The organism is Cupriavidus sp. GW821-FHT07C08 (assembly GCF_059419025.1).
The window spans coordinates 17,646-32,661 of the sequence record NZ_JBWKQZ010000035.1; the positions used below are offsets into that span (position 1 = coordinate 17,646).

The following is a 15,016-nucleotide window of genomic DNA, read 5'->3' on the forward strand; positions in this document are numbered from 1 at the left end:
ACTGATCACTCTGCAGCAGACAGCCCAGGCGCCCGTAGCAAATGTCTCGCTTCTGACACATTGAGGCTACAATTCTGCTGTAAGTGCGAATTATTCGTATTCGCAATAATAATTTTCCACTTGCCGCGCCGCGCCTGCGGGGTAGTTACCTTCCGATCCCTGAGTGATGCATCTCCACCCGACCAAGCGGGCGAAGCCGCGCTTTGCCTGCCCCGCGCTTGTCACAACGCGCGGCCTTTCGCTGACCACCCTTGTGCTGAGCCTGCAGGCCGGCGGCGTGTTTGCCCAATCCGGCGAAGTGCCTGCGCCGGCAACGGCCAGCGCTGCGGCTGAACTGCCGTCCGTCACGGTCCGCGCCAGCAGCGACGACGAAACTGCCGCCGGCCCGGTCCATGGCTTCGTGGCAAAACGCAGCGCCACCGCCACCAAGACCGACACGCCGGTGATGGAGACGCCCCAGTCGATCACCGTCATCACCCGCGACCGGATGGAGGCGCAGGGCGCGCACAGCGTGCAGCAGGCCATCGGCTACAGCGCCGGGGTCTATGCCGGCCCGTACGGCAACGATGCGCGTGGCGACTGGGGCAAGTTCCGCGGCACGGATTTCACGCAGTATCGCGACGGGCTGCTGAACCAGGTCGGCTTCTACAACAACGTGCGGCCCGATGTGTATGCGCTGGAACGCATTGACGTGCTGCGCGGGCCGTCGTCGATGCTGTTCGGGCAGGGCGCGGTCGGCGGCATCCTGAACCTGGTCAGCAAGCGCCCGCAGCCTGAAGCGGCGCGCGAGATCGGGGTGCAGTTCGGCAACTACAACCGCAAGCAGGTGCAGGCCGACCTGACCGGCCCCCTCGATGCGGACGGCAAGTGGTTGTACCGTCTGGTGGCGCTGGCGCGCGACAGCGACACGCAGGTGGACTACGTCAAGGACAACCGCTACCTGATCGCGCCTTCGCTGACGTGGCGCCCGAGCCAGGACACCTCGCTCACGCTGCTGGCCAACTTCCAGCGCGATGAAAGCGGGACCTCGGTCGGCTTCTTCCCCTGGCGGGGCACGCTGCAGGCCAACCCGGCCGGCCAGATCCCCGATCACCTGTTTATCAGCGAGCCCGGCTTCGACCGCTACAACGCCGAGCAGGCGTCGGTGGGCTATGAGTTCCAGCACAGGTTCAACGAAACCGTGACGGTGCGGCAGAACCTGCGCTATTCGCACAGCACGGTGGACTACCGCAGCATCTACGCGACCGGCTTCAACGGCGCCGGCCACGGCTGGGTGCCGGGCAGCGATACGCTGATGCGCCGCACGGTCTACCTGAACCAGCCCACGCTGAACTCGTTCGCGGTCGATACCCAGGCGCAGACCAACTTCCGCACCGGCCCGGTCCAGCACACGCTGCTGACCGGTGTCGACTACCAGCACGCCGAAATCACGGGGCGCGCCGGGGTGGGGGGCACGGCCGCACCGCTCAATGTGTTCAACCCGGTCTACGGCAATTTCACCCTGCCGGGCACGCGCGACCTGAACCCCGCCACGCAGGCGCAGACCGGCCTGTATGTGCAGGACCAGCTGTCGTGGAACAAGTGGCTGCTGATGCTGGGGCTGCGCTATGACTGGTCGCGCGCCGCGCAGGACAACACGCCTTCGGCCAGCCGCAACGACAGCGAGCTGACCAAGCGTGCCGGCCTGATGTACCGCTCGGACATCGGCCTCAACCCGTACGTCAGCTATTCCGAGTCGTTCCAGGGGCTGGCCGGCTTCAACAAGGCCAACCAGGCCTTCAAGCCGCTGCGCGGTTCGCAGTGGGAGGCGGGGATCAAGTACCAGCCGCCGGGCAAGAACGCCACGCTGACCATCGCCGCATTCGATATGCGCGAGAAGAACCGCAAGACCGCCGGCGTGGTCAACGGCATTCCCGATTCGGTGCAGGTGGGCGAGGCGCGTACGCGCGGCATCGAGGTGGAGGCACTGGCCTCGCTGTTCAGCCGGCTGGACCTGATCGCAACCTATACCTACCTGGATGCGCGCGTGATCGACGGCACGCCGGCCGAGGTGGGCAAGAAGCTGGCGAGCACGCCGTCGAACATGGCGTCGCTGTGGGCCAACTACCGCTTCAGGCTGTTTGGCGTGCCGGGCTTCGTCGCCGGCGGCGGGATGCGCTATATCGGTCCCAGCTATGACGGCGCCGACCAGAACCGGGTGGGCGGCGTGACGCTCTACGACGCGATGATCGCCTATGACCACGGCCCGCTGCGTGTCTCGCTGAATGCCAACAACCTGTTCGACAAGCAATTCCTGACCACCTGCCTGGCGCGCGGTGACTGCTACTTCGGCGCGCGCCGCACGGTGGTGGGCAGCGTTACCTACCGCTTCTGAGCCGCCTTGCGTGGGAGCGAGCCCGCGGCCATGGCGGCGAAAGCGGCGCGCTTACTCCGAGTCGGGGATTGGCGCTCCCTGCACTTTGGGCGCCGGTTCGGCCCGCATGGCGTCCGCGGGCAAGAGGGTCAGGAAGGTGCGCGCGACCTCGGGATCGCGGCAGGCGAGCCAGTCGTCCCACTGTTCACGCGGCACGACGACCACTGACCGTTTTTCATCGCCCGGCTTGTGAAAGCGCTGCATCACCGGGTGCTGGGCCGAGTTGATGGTCAGCATGGTGAAGGACAGCGACTGGTCCGGCCAGCTGCGCCACAGGCCCGCGATGCCGAAGGCCGGCTCGCCGGGTAGCCAGACGCGCCACCGCACCGGCTTGCCGGACGTGCCGCCGGGCACTGCATCTTCGGGATACGCAAACTCATAGAACGCCGTGGCCGGCACCAGACACAACTGGCCCTGGCGCCAGTAGCGCGCAAAGGCGGGGCGCTCGCCCACGGTCTCGCTGCGGGCATTGGTGGTGTCAAAGCGCCGTGCGCCGGGCGGGATGCGCGGGCGCGGCACCATGCCGAACGAGGCCAGTGCGCCACTGCGCGCGCCATCGTCGGCGGCGCGCACGATCGGCGCCGCGTAGTCCGGATAGGTTTCAGCCTTGTACATCCCCGGCGGCGGTTCCACGCCGAAGATTTCGCGCAGGATCCGACGCTGGACCGGGGCGTAGTTGGTGCACATGCGCTGTCTCCAGGCGGTGATGCCCGTATCGTCGGCGCCGGGCGGTGCCGCGTCAAGGTGCGTCGGGGGTGCCTCCGGGCTCACGGCAGGGATGGCAAAAACCGTCAGCCGGGCTGGCGGAATCGGTTATTGCCTGCTCCCCGGGCGCTCGCGCACACTCTTGCGGCAGCCGCTGCGCGCCGCCACGCCGCGCGCAGCGGCCACCTACCAAAAGGCACAAGCCGGAATACAGGAGACACCATGCGCGACTACGCTCAAGCCTTCGACGGATTTTCCTATGACGACGCCGTGGCACGGCAGCTGCAGGGCAGCCTCGAGGCAATGAACGCCTGCGTCGAATGCTGCGACCGGCACGCGCTGCCCGGCCGTATCGCGCTGTTCTGGGAAGGGCGCGACGGCAATTCGCGCAGCTGGACCTTTACCGAGCTGCAGGCACTGTCCGCGCAGTTTGCCGGTTTCCTGAAGGCGCAGGGCGTGCAGCCGGGCGACCGCGTGGCGGGCCTGCTGCCGCGCAATGCGGAATTGCTGGTGACGATTCTCGGCACCTGGCGCGCCGGCGCGGTGTACCAGCCGCTGTTCACGGCCTTCGGCCCCAAGGCCATCGAGCACCGGCTCAATGCGTCGGGCGCGAAGGTGGTGGTCACCGATGGCGCCAACCGCCCCAAGCTGGATGACGTGGATGGCTGTCCCGCCATCGTCACCGTGGCCGGCGACAAGGGCCGCGGCCTGGTGCGCGGCGACTTCAGCTTCTGGGCCGAGCTGGAACGCCAGCCGGCGTCGTTCGAGCCGGTGCCGCGCCGGGGCGACGACCCCTTCCTGATGATGTTCACCTCCGGCACCACCGGCCCGGCCAAGCCGCTGCTGGTGCCGCTCAAGGCCATCGCCGCGTTTGCCGGCTATATGCGCGACGCGGTCGACCTGCGCGCGGAAGATGCTTTCTGGAACCTGGCCGATCCGGGCTGGGCCTACGGCCTGTATTACGCGGTCACGGGCCCGCTGGCGCTGGGCCATCCCACCACCTTTTATGATGGCCCGTTCACCGTGGAGAGCACATGCCGTGTGATCCGCAAGTACGGCATCACCAACCTGGCCGGCTCGCCCACGGCATACCGGCTGCTGATCGCCGCGGGCGAGGCCGTGTCAGGCCCGCTGCGCGGGCGGCTGCGCGCCGTCAGCAGCGCGGGCGAGCCGCTCAATCCGGAAGTGATCCGCTGGTTCGCCAGCGAGCTGGGCGTGACCATCCACGACCACTACGGCCAGACCGAGCTGGGCATGGTGCTGTGCAACCACCATGCGCTGGCGCATCCGGTGCGCATGGGCGCGGCCGGCTTTGCCAGCCCTGGGCACCGCGTGGTGGTGGTGGACGATGAACAGCGTGAACTGCCGCCGGGCCAGCCGGGCACGCTGGCGCTGGACCTGAAGCGCTCGCCGATGTGCTGGTTCGGCGGCTATCACGGCACGTCCACCAGCGGGTTTGCCGGCGGCTACTACCTGACCGGCGATTCCGCCGAGCTGAATGACGACGGCAGCATCAGCTTCATCGGCCGGGCCGACGACGTCATCACCACCTCGGGCTACCGCGTGGGCCCGTTCGACGTGGAAAGCGCGCTGATCGAACACCCGGCCGTGGTCGAGGCCGCGGTGATCGGCAAGCCCGATCCGGAGCGCACCGAGCTGATCAAGGCCTTTGTCGTGCTGGACCCGCAATATCGCGCCGCGCCGGAACTGGCCGAGGCGCTGCGCCAGCACGTGCGCAAGCGCCTGGCCGCCCATGCCTACCCGCGCGAGATCGAGTTCGTCGCCGAACTGCCCAAGACCCCCAGCGGCAAGGTCCAGCGCTTTATCCTGCGCAACCAGGAAGTGGCCCGCGCGCGCGAGGCAGCCGCTGCCTGAGACCCGAGACGTTCCCGGACCGCTTCCTATAATGAGGAAGCGGTTGCCAGGGCCCCGGGGGTGAAGGAGCCTGCGGCGCCGCGCCAGGCGCGCCTGCAGGCAGGGGCGCGCGTCTTCCATCTCCAGACCAATCGGGCGAGGCGAACAAAATGCAGAGTAGCGAAGCGGTGCTGACGCAGGCGCGCGCAGCCTTGGCGCATGTGCCTTATCAGGGTCATGTCCTCCATCCCACCATCCAGTTGCGGCTTTCTGACGGCGCGCTGATCCTGGAAGGCGAGGTGGCCGATATCGTCGACAAGACCCGGGCCGCGGCGACGGTGCGGCGCGTGGACGGCGTAACCAGCGTGATTGATCACCTGCGCGTGGCCGACGGCGGCATGCAGGTCGGCGACGGCGAACTGCGCGACGCGGTGTGCGAGCGCCTGCTCAATGCCATCGATTTCCGCAATTGCAAGATCTGCGCGCGCGTCAAGGGCAAGCCCGAGGCCATGCGCGAAGCCGTGGGCGAACGCAGCGGCTGGATTGAAGTGGAAGTGCACGACGGCGTGGTCACGCTGTGGGGGCAAGTGATCAGCCTGTCGCACATGCGCCTGGCAGGTGTGCTGGCCTGGTGGTCGCGCGGCTGCCGCTGTGTGGTCAATGAACTGGTGGTGGCGCCCGCCGAAGCCGACCGCGATGATGAAATCACCGAGGCACTGATGCTGGTGCTGGAGACCGATCCCTTCGTCGATGCCGGCCAGGTCAGCGTGCATACCGAGAACCGCGTGGTGACGCTGGAAGGCTGCGTCACCAGCGAGGACACGCGGCGCCAGGCCGAGCGCGACGCATGGTACGTGCAGGGCGTGGAGAACGTGGTCAACCACATCGCCTTGCGCACCTGAGCGCTGCCCTGGGCGCGGTCACTCCCCGGTGCCGCGCCGTACTGCCGCATCTTCCATGCGCCAGTAGCGCCGCCGCGCCCGCAGTGCAAAGCGGGCGCGATAGTCTGACATCGACATGCCCGTGGTGCGCTGGAACAGCCGCCGGAACGCGGCGGCGTCGCTGTAGCCGCAGGCTTCGGCAATGCCCTGCGTGCCGTGCAGCGTGACTTCCAGCAGCATGCGCGCGCGCTCCACGCGCAGCGTGTGCAGGTAGTCCAGCGGGCTCAGCCCGGTGACCTGACGGAAATGCCGCAGCAGCGTGCGTTCGCTGACCGCGGCCGCCTGGGCCACCGCGGCCAGCTTGTAGGGCTCGGACACATGTTCCTGCAGCCATTGGATGGCGCGATACACCGGGCTGTCGGCGGTGCGGCTGAGCCAGCGTTGCGACACCAGCGCCGGCACGCTGCGCTGGCGCTCGGGCTGGAACAGCATCAGCCGCGACGCCGCCTGTGCCAGGTCCGGGTCGTGCAGGTGGCCCAGCACGCGCAGCATGAATTCCACCTGCAGCGCCGGCGCCACGCACGAGAACACACGCTGGTGCACGCTCATGGCCTGGTCGCTGCCCAGGTCGCAATGCGGATACTGGCGCATCATCCAGCTCTGGTACATCCACGGCGCGCCGGTCCTGGCGCCGTCGAGCAGCCCCAGCTGCAGCGGAAAGACCATCCCCGACGAACACGCCGCGATCCAGCCGCCGGCCTGCGCATGGCGTTCCACCAGGCGCAGCGCCGCGGCATCGCGCTGCACGATCTCGCCCAGCTGCAGCGCATTGCTGGCCAGCAGGGCCGGGATCACCAGCAGCGTGCGGCGCTCCGCGGCCCGTGCGCGCCGGGTGGAGGACACCAGCCCCGGCAGGTCCGCCGCCAGCGTGCGCCCGTTGCTGCCGCACAGCTGCCAGCTCAGCGTGGGCGCGGCGTCGGGCCGCTGCAGGCTGGCGACGCCGGCCACGGTGCGGAGCACGTCGAGCGTGGTGAACAGGCTGCCCGGCATGGCTTGCGGCAGCCATAGCAGGCGGACATGCAGCGGGATGTTCTGTGACGGCGGCTCGATGGCGGCGGGCATGCCTGGGGGCGTGGTCGGGTGCATGGCGCGAAGAGTTGGCAGGATGCCGTGGCGGGATCGGCATCCGGATTGGCGATATTGATCCTCCCCTAAGGTTCTGGCAAGGGCTAGCATCGTGCCGTTGTGCCGCGGCGCCGCCCGTGCGCCGGGGCATGGCACCAACAAGACCAATCCGAGGAGATTCCATGCCGTTTTCCGTTCGCCACGTTGCCGTTGCCGCCGCCCTGACGCTTGCCGGGGCCGGTACCCTGGCCAGTGCCGCCCAGCCCGATGCCGCGCTGCTGTCCGCCGCGCAGTCGGCCCAGCCCGCGCTGGTGCAGTCGCTCAAGGAGATGGTGACGATCGAATCCGGCAGCGCCAACGCGAAGGGGCTGGCGCAGATGGCCGGCTATACCGAGAAGCGCCTGCAGGCGCTGGGCGCGAAGGTTGAACGCATGCCCGTCACCAAGGGCCCGGGCACCATGGTCAAGGCCACCTTCACCGGTACCGGCAAGCGCCGCATCATGCTGATCGCCCACATGGACACGGTGTACCCGGAAAACACGCTGGCCACGCAGCCCATCCGCGAGGAAGGCAACCGGCTCTACGGGCCGGGCATTGCCGACGACAAGGGCGGCATCGCCGTGATCCTGCATTCGCTGGAGATCCTGAAGAACCAGGGCTGGCGCGACTACGCGCAGATCACGGTGCTGTTCAACCCTGACGAAGAGGTCGGCTCGGTCGGCTCCGGCGAAGCCATTGCCGCGCTGGCCGCGCAGCACGACGTGGTGCTGTCGTGCGAGCCCACCGCGGCCAAGGATGTGGTCAAGGCCGAGTCGCTGCTGCTGGGTGCCTCTGGCACTGCCACTGCCACCATGCAGGTCAAGGGCCGCGCATCCCACGCCGGCGCCGCGCCGGAGCGCGGCCGCAATGCGCTGATCGAACTCGCCCACCAGCTGCAGCAGACGCGCGACACCGCCAGCCTGGTGCCGGGCTCGCAGCTGAACTGGACCCAGGCGCAGGCCGGCACGGTGCGCAACCAGATCCCGGAAAGCGCTGTCGCCTACGGCGATGTGCGCACCACCGCGGCCGGCGCCGCCGAGAAGCTGAAGGTGGCGCTGCAGGACAAGGTCAAGTCCGGCCAGCTGGTGCCGGAGACGCAGACCACGGTGACGATGGAAGAGGGCCGTCCGCCGTTCGTGGCCGACGCGCGCGGCCGCGCGCTGGCCAAGCGCGCGCAGGAGATCTACGCTGAGCTGGACGGCCGCACGCTGGCCCTGGCCGAAGGCACCGGCGGCGCCACTGACGCCAGCTATGCCGCGCGCTCGGGCAAGCCCGCGGTAGTGGAAAGCTTCGGGCTGGCCGGCTTCGGCTATCACGCCCGCGACGAGTACATCGAACTGGACTCGATCGTGCCGCGCCTGTACCTGATGACCCGCATCCTGCAGGATATCGGGCGCAACTGAGGCGGCGCCGCCAGGCCTGCGTTGCCAGCGCCTGGTTGCCTCTCCCGGCAAGCCTGCTACAGTGTCATGGCTGCCCGCATGCGGCGGCCATGACAAAAGAGAGATTGCAGGGGGAGACGGAGATGAACCGCAAAGGCTTGCTGGATGCGGCCACGGTATTGGAAGACCTGGCCGCCGGCCGTACGCCCGCACCCGCGCAGGTGGCCGCCGGCGCCGCCGCGCTGGAAAGAATCCATGCCGATTACCCGGCCTGGCGCGACGTTGGCGATGCCTTGTTTGGCCTGAAGGCGCTGGCCGGCGGCAGCGGCATGGCGCTGGACACCAAGGGGCGCCAGCGCGCCGGCCGGCTGGCCGATGTGGTGCGCAGCCTGCTCGACCAGATCTGACCGGCCGCGCTCCCGGGAACCCGTTCTACAGCATCGACTCGATCGGCAGAATCGACATGAACCAGATGCTTAGCCGGCGCCACCAGCTGGTGTTCGGCTCGGTGTCGTGGCGGATGACTTCGTCGTCGCGCCGTTCCAGCCAGTACAGCTTGCCGGTTTCATCTAGCCTGACCTGGTAGGCCGCGCTCGGCACCACGCTGGCAAAGGTGGATTCGATCCGGCCAGCCAGCTCCGGGCTGTCGATGACGAAGCCCAGTTCGGTGTTGATCGTGGCCGAGCGCGGGTCGAAATTGAACGAGCCCACGAAGACCCGGGTGCCATCGACGGCAAAGGTCTTGGCGTGCAGGCTGGAGCCCGAGCTGCCGAAGGGCCCGGCGCGCTCTTCCTTCTTGCCGGGCGCGGCCGAGCGCCGCAGCTCATACAGGTCCACGCCGGCTTCCAGCAGCGCCTTGCGCCGCTTGGCATAGCCCGAATGCACGGCGGTCACGTCGGTGGCTTCCAGCGCATTGGTCAGCACTCGCACTGCCACGCCGCGCTTTGCCATGTCGGCGAAATAGGACGTGCCGCCAGTCGACGGCACGAAGTAGGGCGAGACCAGGTCAAGCTCGCGCTGCGGATCGCCCAGGATTTCACGCAGCTGGTGCGCCACCAGGGTGTTGCGCGACGCCTCGCCGAGCGCCTTGGCGGGGTTGTCGCTGACCATGCGCGTTTTTGCCCACTGGAACTGCAGCTTGCCGTCCAGCATCCGCTGCACGTCGGGCAGGTCGCGCACCGCGGTCAGGTAGGCGGTGGCAGCCGGGTTCTGCTCGACGGCGCGGGCATTGCTGGCCAGCGCCTGCAGCCGTTCGACGCTGACCGGCGGCACCAGCCGGTCCACCGGGTAGGCCGACGCACTGGACCAGTAGCGGTCGAAATCGTGCGCCACGTCGCCGGCGGCGGGACCGACGGCGATCACGTCGAGGTCGGCAAACAGCACGCCATTGGTGGCGCCGAAGTATTCGTCGCCGATATTGCGCCCGCCGATGATGGTGGCGACGCCATCGGCGGTGAAGGACTTGTTGTGCATGCGCCGGTTCAGGCGCCGGAAATCCGTGAGGAAATTGAGCGTCTTGGGGTGGCGGATCACAAACGGGTTGAAGATCCGCACCTCGACCTGCGGATGCGCGTCCATGGCCGCCAGCAATTCGTCCATGCCGGCGATGCCGTTGTCGTCCAGCAGCAGGCGCACGCGCACGCCGCGGTCGGCGGCTTCATGCAACGTTTCCAGCAACAGGGTGCCGGTCAGGTCGTCGCGCCAGATGTAGTACTGGACGTCAAGCGTGCGCTGCGCGGTGCGCGCCAGATGCACGCGCGCGGCAAAGGCGGCGTAGGCATTCTCGAGCGGATGGATGCCGCTCAGGCCCGGATGGCGCGCCACTTCGCCAGCCACCGCCTGGCCCAGCGGCGTGGCCTGGGATTCGGCGGGCGTCAGCGCAGAGGACTCGGTGCGGTGATCCAGCGGCGGCAAGGCGCAGCCGCCGAGCAGGGCGGCGCAGCACAGCAGTAGCGAATTCGCGCGCAGTCGGCGGTGGGGGGCGAACGCGGCGTCTGTCGGCGATGGCATGGCGGTCTTGGCGGTCTTGGCGGACCCCTCGCGGGGCCCGGTCGTTACGGCAATGCCGTCATGTTGCCATGCCGTGGAGGCAGCGAGTGATTGTCGCTGCCGAGTGAGAACACCGGCGGGTTTGTCAAAGCCCGCCGGCCGTTTGTGACGCGATCACGAAGCCGCCACCACCCCGCAAGCAATCCGCCCGCCCGCATTCCCGGTCGGCTGCGTCTTGTAGTCGTCCGGATCCTTGTGCACTACCACCGCGCGCCCGATCACGCCGTTGGCGCCCGTGCCAACGGTCAGGTCCGGCAGCAGCATGCTGACGCGCACGTTGCCGTTGGCGTCCGCGGTGACGTTGTTCATGTCGCCGGCGTGGTGGTCGGGCATGGTCATCTGGCCGTGGGGCTTACCGGTCGGGTTGAAATGGCCGCCCGCGCTCATCGCGTCAGGCGCCGAGCAGTCGCCCTTCTCATGGACGTGGAAGCCGTGCACGGAGCTGGGCGGCAGGCCGGTGATCGCGGCGGTCATCATCACGCCGCCCGGCTGCTGCTGGAAGTTCACGGTGCCGGCGGTATTGGTGCCGCTCTTGGGCTGGAGCGTGGCCGTCGCCCTGGCGCTGGTGCTGGTGCTGGCGCTGGCGCTGGTGCTGGTGCCGGACGCGCTGGCTGCAGACGAGGAGCTCTTGCCGGAGCCGGCGCAGCCGGCCAGTGCAACGGTCGCGGCAATGCAGGCTGCGAGGGGGGTAAGCACTTGTTTCATCGGACTCCTCTTCTTGTCGTGATTTCGGAAGAAACAGTATAGGCTGGCCGGCGCCAGGCCGATTTCCGGTTTTGTCCTACGCCGCACCAGACTGACGCCACTAGCCTATCACGCCATCACGCCGCGACCGCCAGCCGCTGCTGTGCCGCACCAAAGTGCGGGTGGCGCGAGAACAGGTCCGCCGCCCAGTTGACGAACACCCGCACCTTGGCCGACAGGTGCCGGTTCTGCGGATACATCGCCGAGATCGGAAGTTCTTCGGTCTGCCAGTCGGTCATGATCTCCACCAGCCGGCCGCTGGCCACATAGGGCTCGGCCATGGCGCGCGAGACCCGTGCCACGCCGTGGCCTTCCAGCGCGCAGCCCATGTAGACATCGGCATCATTGGTGGAAATGGCTGATGGCAGCAGCACCTCGCTGCGCTCCATGCCGCGCGCCATGGGCCACGGCATCTCACGGCCGGTGCGGTTGGACAGGAAATTGACCGCCTTGTGCTGGGCCAGCTCGGCCAGGTCGTGCGGGGTGCCGAAGCGGTTCAGGTAGATCGGCGAGGCGTAGAACGCCAGTTGCACATGGCCGATGCGGCGGGCCACCATCGATTCCTCCACCGGCGTGCCCACGCGCAGCACCACGTCCACGCCTTCCTGCAGCAGGTCGATCGGCTTGCCGTTGATGGTCAGGTCCAGCTTCAGGTCCGGGTAGGCCTGGAAGAATTCATGCAGGTGGGGCACCAGCACCAGCTGCGCCAGCCCCGCGGTGGTGTCCACCGAGAGCGTGCCGCGCGGCGAGTTGTTCTGCCGCGTCAGCGACTGCTCGGCCTCCTCGACATCGGCCAGGATGCGCACGCAACGTTCGTAATAGGCCGCGCCGTCGTTGGTCACGCTGATGCGGCGCGTGGTCCGGTGCAGCAGCTTGACGCCCAGGTGGGTTTCCAGGTTCTGGATCAGGCGGGTCAGCGTGGCCTTGGGCAAGTCCATCGATTCCGCGGCGCGCGCAAAGCTGCCGACGTCCACGACCCGGGTGAATGCCTGCATTGATACGAGACGGTCCATGATGAGGTTCCGACGATAGATCCGAACGGCGTGCCGCGCGCGCTTGTGACGCACGTGGCCATGCTGGTTGTTATTGTGGGAGTCTGCCGGCTGGCTGCTACTGCGACTGCGCGCTGGCTGGGCGCGGGTTCCGGCATGGATTCTGATCGGGCGCGCAGCGGCCTGGCAGACCGCCGCGCGTGCCGAGAGCCGCAGTGAATCACAAAATCCAAGACCTTGTCATGCGTGGGGATATGCAGTTTCAGTGGCATGACGAGGCGGTTTGCGATTATTCCAATCCCGGAACAGTGCATTGGCGATCTCTCGCTTTATCCCATCCTCGTCAATCACCATAATCCGTTGCATCGCAACACTCAAGCGCATTGTTTCTTTCGTGCGCCAATGCCATGTCCCAGAAGCCAGGCCAACGCCCTGATGCAGCCAGCGCCGCCACTGCCCCCACGGCAGCCGGGCAGGGGCAGGCGCGCGTGGCTGAGCATACGGTGACCAGCGACGGGCGCGAGATCCTGGTGCGGGTGTGCTACCCGGCGGGCTATCCGGCGCCGGGCGCCGAGGGCGCGGCGCTGCTGCCCTGGCTGGTGTACCTGCATGCCGGCGGCTTCGTCGAAGGCGGCCTGGAACACGCATGCAAGCTGGTGCAGGACCTGGCCACCACGGTGCCGGCGGTGGTGGTAACGCCCGCGTATTCGCTGGCGCCGGATCATCCGTTCCCGGCGGCGCCGGAGGACGCGCACAGCACGGTGCAGTGGGTGCTGCGCAATGCCCGGCGGCTGAAGCTGGACAAGACCCGCTTTGCGCTGGTGGGCGAGGAAGCCGGGGGCAACCTGGCAATCGCGCTGGCGCAGATGCTGCGCGACCGTGGCACCGCGCAACCGCGCGGGCAATGGCTGATCCGCCCGGTGACGGACCCGTGCCTGCAGCACGCCTCTTGCGCGGGGTTCGACGGCGGGCAGGTGCCGATGGACACCCTGCGACGCCTGGCCGACAACTATCGCGACTACCTGCCGACGCCGGCGGATACGGTGCATCCGTATGCCGCCCCGGCGCTGGCCTCGCGCCTGGCCGGGCTGCCGCCCACGCTGGTCCAGGTGGCTGAATACGACGCGCTGCGTGCCGAGGGCGAAGCCTTCGCCGGGCGCCTGGCCAAGGCCGGTGTCCCGGCCCAGGCCATGATCATGCCCGGCGCCTGCGGCGACGGCGTGGAAGAGGCCCATGACAGCTGTCAGGCATGGGTCGACGAAGGTGCGCGGTTCCTGCGGCGATGTCTGGCCGCGGCCGACGATACCTCATCCCTGACTGAACGCCGCGCTGACGCCAACGCCAGCCGGCCTGGAGCCAAGCCCGCCGGCTGAGCCGCTCCAGACAACCGCCAGCCGGCTCTGTTTCGGCCAGAGCCAGGACCGCCGCAATACGCAAGCGGTCCTAAGTCCGACCATCAGTTTGGCCATGGTTCCGGTCCGCCCACGCGGACCGGCAGGCGGCGTTCGGCCATTTGCTTTTCCGGTTGAAGAAAACCCGATCCAGGAGTTTGAGAAATGCAGCAGCAGAAACGACGTACTTTGATTGCCCTCGCCATCGTCGTGGTGCTGGGCGCCGGCGTGGCCGGCTCGATCTTGCGCCCGTGGCATAGCGGTGAAGCCCATGCCAACACCCCGCCGCCCGCGCCTGCGATTGAAGTGGCCGCTGTGGTCGGCCAGACCATCACCGAGTGGGACGAGTTCTCCGGACGGATCGAGGCCGTGGAGCGCGTCGAGATCCGCCCGCGCGTCGGCGGCACCATTGACGCCGTGCACTTCCGCGAGGGCGCGCTGGTGAAGAAGGGCGATCCGCTCTTCACGATTGACCCGCGTCCTTATGCCGCGGAAGTGGCCCGTGCCGACGCCGCGCTGGCCGCGGCGCAGGTGCGTGCTGCCCATGCGCAGAGCGAACAGACGCGCGCCCAGCGGCTGCTGGATGACAACGCCATCTCGAAGCGCGAGTTCGACGAGCGCATCAACGCTGCCCGCGAAACCGGCGCCAACGTGCGCGCCGCGCAGGCGCAACTGGAAACCGCGCGCCTGAACCTGGCCTACACCCGCATCACCGCGCCGGTGGCCGGGCGCGTGTCGCGCGCCGAGATCACCGTCGGCAATCTGGTGGCACCGGGCGCGGCCTCGCCGGCGCTGACCACGGTGGTGTCGGTGTCGCCGGTCTATGCCAGCTTCGAGATCGACGAGCAGAGCTACCTGCGCTACACCGCGCCGGGTGCCGGCGGTGGCCAGCCCAACCTGCCGGTCTACCTGGGCCTGGCCAACGAGGACGGCAATCCGCATGAGGGCAAGATCCAGTCGGTCGACAACCGCCTGGACCCGCGCAGCGGCACCATCCGCGTACGCGCGGTGTTCCAGAACGAAGACGGGCGCCTGCTGCCGGGCCTGTACGCCAAGGTCAAGCTGGGCGGCGGCGCGCCTCATGCGGCGGTGCTGGTCAATGACCGCGCCGTCGGCACCGACCAGGGCAAGAAGTTCGTGCTGGTGGTCGACAAGACCAACAAGCTGGTCTACCGCGAAGTGGAACTGGGGCCCAACCATGACGGCCTGCGCGTGGTGCGCAAGGGCCTGAAGCCGGGCGAGACCATCGTCGTCAATGGCCTGCAGCGCGTGCGCCCGGGCGACACGGTCCAGCCCAAGCCGGTGGCCATGGCCTTCCGCAGCGAACTGGAACCGCGCGGCACCACGCCCGACCGCAAGCAGGCCGCCAGCGGCAAGGCCAGTGCCGAAGGCGACGACGGCAAGCCCGTGATCTGATCCCCGGACCCGAGCAACCAGCACA

The 15,016-nt window shown here is 68.3% G+C and carries 12 protein-coding genes; 7 read left to right on the forward strand and 5 right to left on the reverse strand.

The features are described 5' to 3' along the window. Positions 1-166 precede the first annotated feature (166 nt). The gene (locus AC07UK_RS32340; protein WP_494687343.1) at positions 167-2,374 is read left to right on the forward strand and encodes a TonB-dependent siderophore receptor; all 2,208 of its coding nucleotides are present in this window, start codon (positions 167-169) and stop codon (positions 2,372-2,374) included. 51 nt (positions 2,375-2,425) lie between these two features. On the opposite strand, the gene AC07UK_RS32345 is transcribed toward AC07UK_RS32340, so the two are convergent. Beyond that, positions 2,426-3,100, reverse strand: a complete 675-nt coding sequence (locus tag AC07UK_RS32345) for an SOS response-associated peptidase (protein WP_436223606.1) — start codon at positions 3,098-3,100, stop codon at positions 2,426-2,428. Between the two features lie 240 nt (positions 3,101-3,340). Here AC07UK_RS32345 and AC07UK_RS32350 point away from each other — a divergent pair, with 240 nt between their 5' ends. Together AC07UK_RS32350 and AC07UK_RS32355 are read left to right on the forward strand one after the other, a co-directional pair. Then, a complete protein-coding gene (locus AC07UK_RS32350) occupies positions 3,341-4,993 on the forward strand; it encodes an acyl-CoA synthetase (protein WP_436223605.1) in 1,653 nt (550 codons plus the stop codon). A gap of 149 nt (positions 4,994-5,142) precedes the next feature. Then, positions 5,143-5,874: a BON domain-containing protein gene (locus AC07UK_RS32355; protein ID WP_013952736.1), complete on the forward strand. Its 732-nt coding sequence runs from the start codon at positions 5,143-5,145 to the stop codon at positions 5,872-5,874. Between the two features lie 18 nt (positions 5,875-5,892). Here AC07UK_RS32355 and AC07UK_RS32360 read toward each other — a convergent pair whose 3' ends face one another. After that, a complete protein-coding gene (locus AC07UK_RS32360; RefSeq protein WP_494687322.1) occupies positions 5,893-6,975 on the reverse strand; it encodes a GlxA family transcriptional regulator in 1,083 nt (360 codons plus the stop codon). Between the two features lie 185 nt (positions 6,976-7,160). Between AC07UK_RS32360 and AC07UK_RS32365 the strand changes: the two genes are divergently transcribed. Further along, complete coding sequence (locus AC07UK_RS32365; RefSeq protein ID WP_436223603.1) at positions 7,161-8,420, forward strand: M20/M25/M40 family metallo-hydrolase; 1,260 nt, start codon at positions 7,161-7,163, stop codon at positions 8,418-8,420. 122 nt (positions 8,421-8,542) lie between these two features. Further along, positions 8,543-8,806 carry a hypothetical protein gene (locus AC07UK_RS32370; protein ID WP_436223602.1) on the forward strand — a complete coding sequence of 88 codons (264 nt, stop codon included), beginning with the start codon at positions 8,543-8,545 and terminating at the stop codon, positions 8,804-8,806. Positions 8,807-8,831: 25 nt separating this feature from the next. Here AC07UK_RS32370 and AC07UK_RS32375 read toward each other — a convergent pair whose 3' ends face one another. From AC07UK_RS32375 to AC07UK_RS32385, 3 genes are all read right to left on the reverse strand, one after another. After that, the gene (locus AC07UK_RS32375; RefSeq protein WP_436223601.1) at positions 8,832-10,409 is read right to left on the reverse strand and encodes a phospholipase D family protein; all 1,578 of its coding nucleotides are present in this window, start codon (positions 10,407-10,409) and stop codon (positions 8,832-8,834) included. A gap of 153 nt (positions 10,410-10,562) precedes the next feature. Further along, positions 10,563-11,153 carry a superoxide dismutase family protein gene (locus AC07UK_RS32380; protein WP_494687323.1) on the reverse strand — a complete coding sequence of 197 codons (591 nt, stop codon included), beginning with the start codon at positions 11,151-11,153 and terminating at the stop codon, positions 10,563-10,565. 116 nt (positions 11,154-11,269) lie between these two features. Beyond that, complete coding sequence (locus AC07UK_RS32385; RefSeq protein WP_494687324.1) at positions 11,270-12,205, reverse strand: LysR family transcriptional regulator; 936 nt, start codon at positions 12,203-12,205, stop codon at positions 11,270-11,272. 386 nt (positions 12,206-12,591) lie between these two features. On the opposite strand from AC07UK_RS32385, the gene AC07UK_RS32390 reads away from it, so the two are divergent. Continuing rightward, a complete protein-coding gene (locus tag AC07UK_RS32390) occupies positions 12,592-13,557 on the forward strand; it encodes an alpha/beta hydrolase (RefSeq protein ID WP_035822211.1) in 966 nt (321 codons plus the stop codon). Positions 13,558-13,740: 183 nt separating this feature from the next. After that, positions 13,741-14,991: an efflux RND transporter periplasmic adaptor subunit gene (locus AC07UK_RS32395; RefSeq protein WP_436223598.1), complete on the forward strand. Its 1,251-nt coding sequence runs from the start codon at positions 13,741-13,743 to the stop codon at positions 14,989-14,991. Positions 14,992-15,016 lie beyond the last annotated feature (25 nt).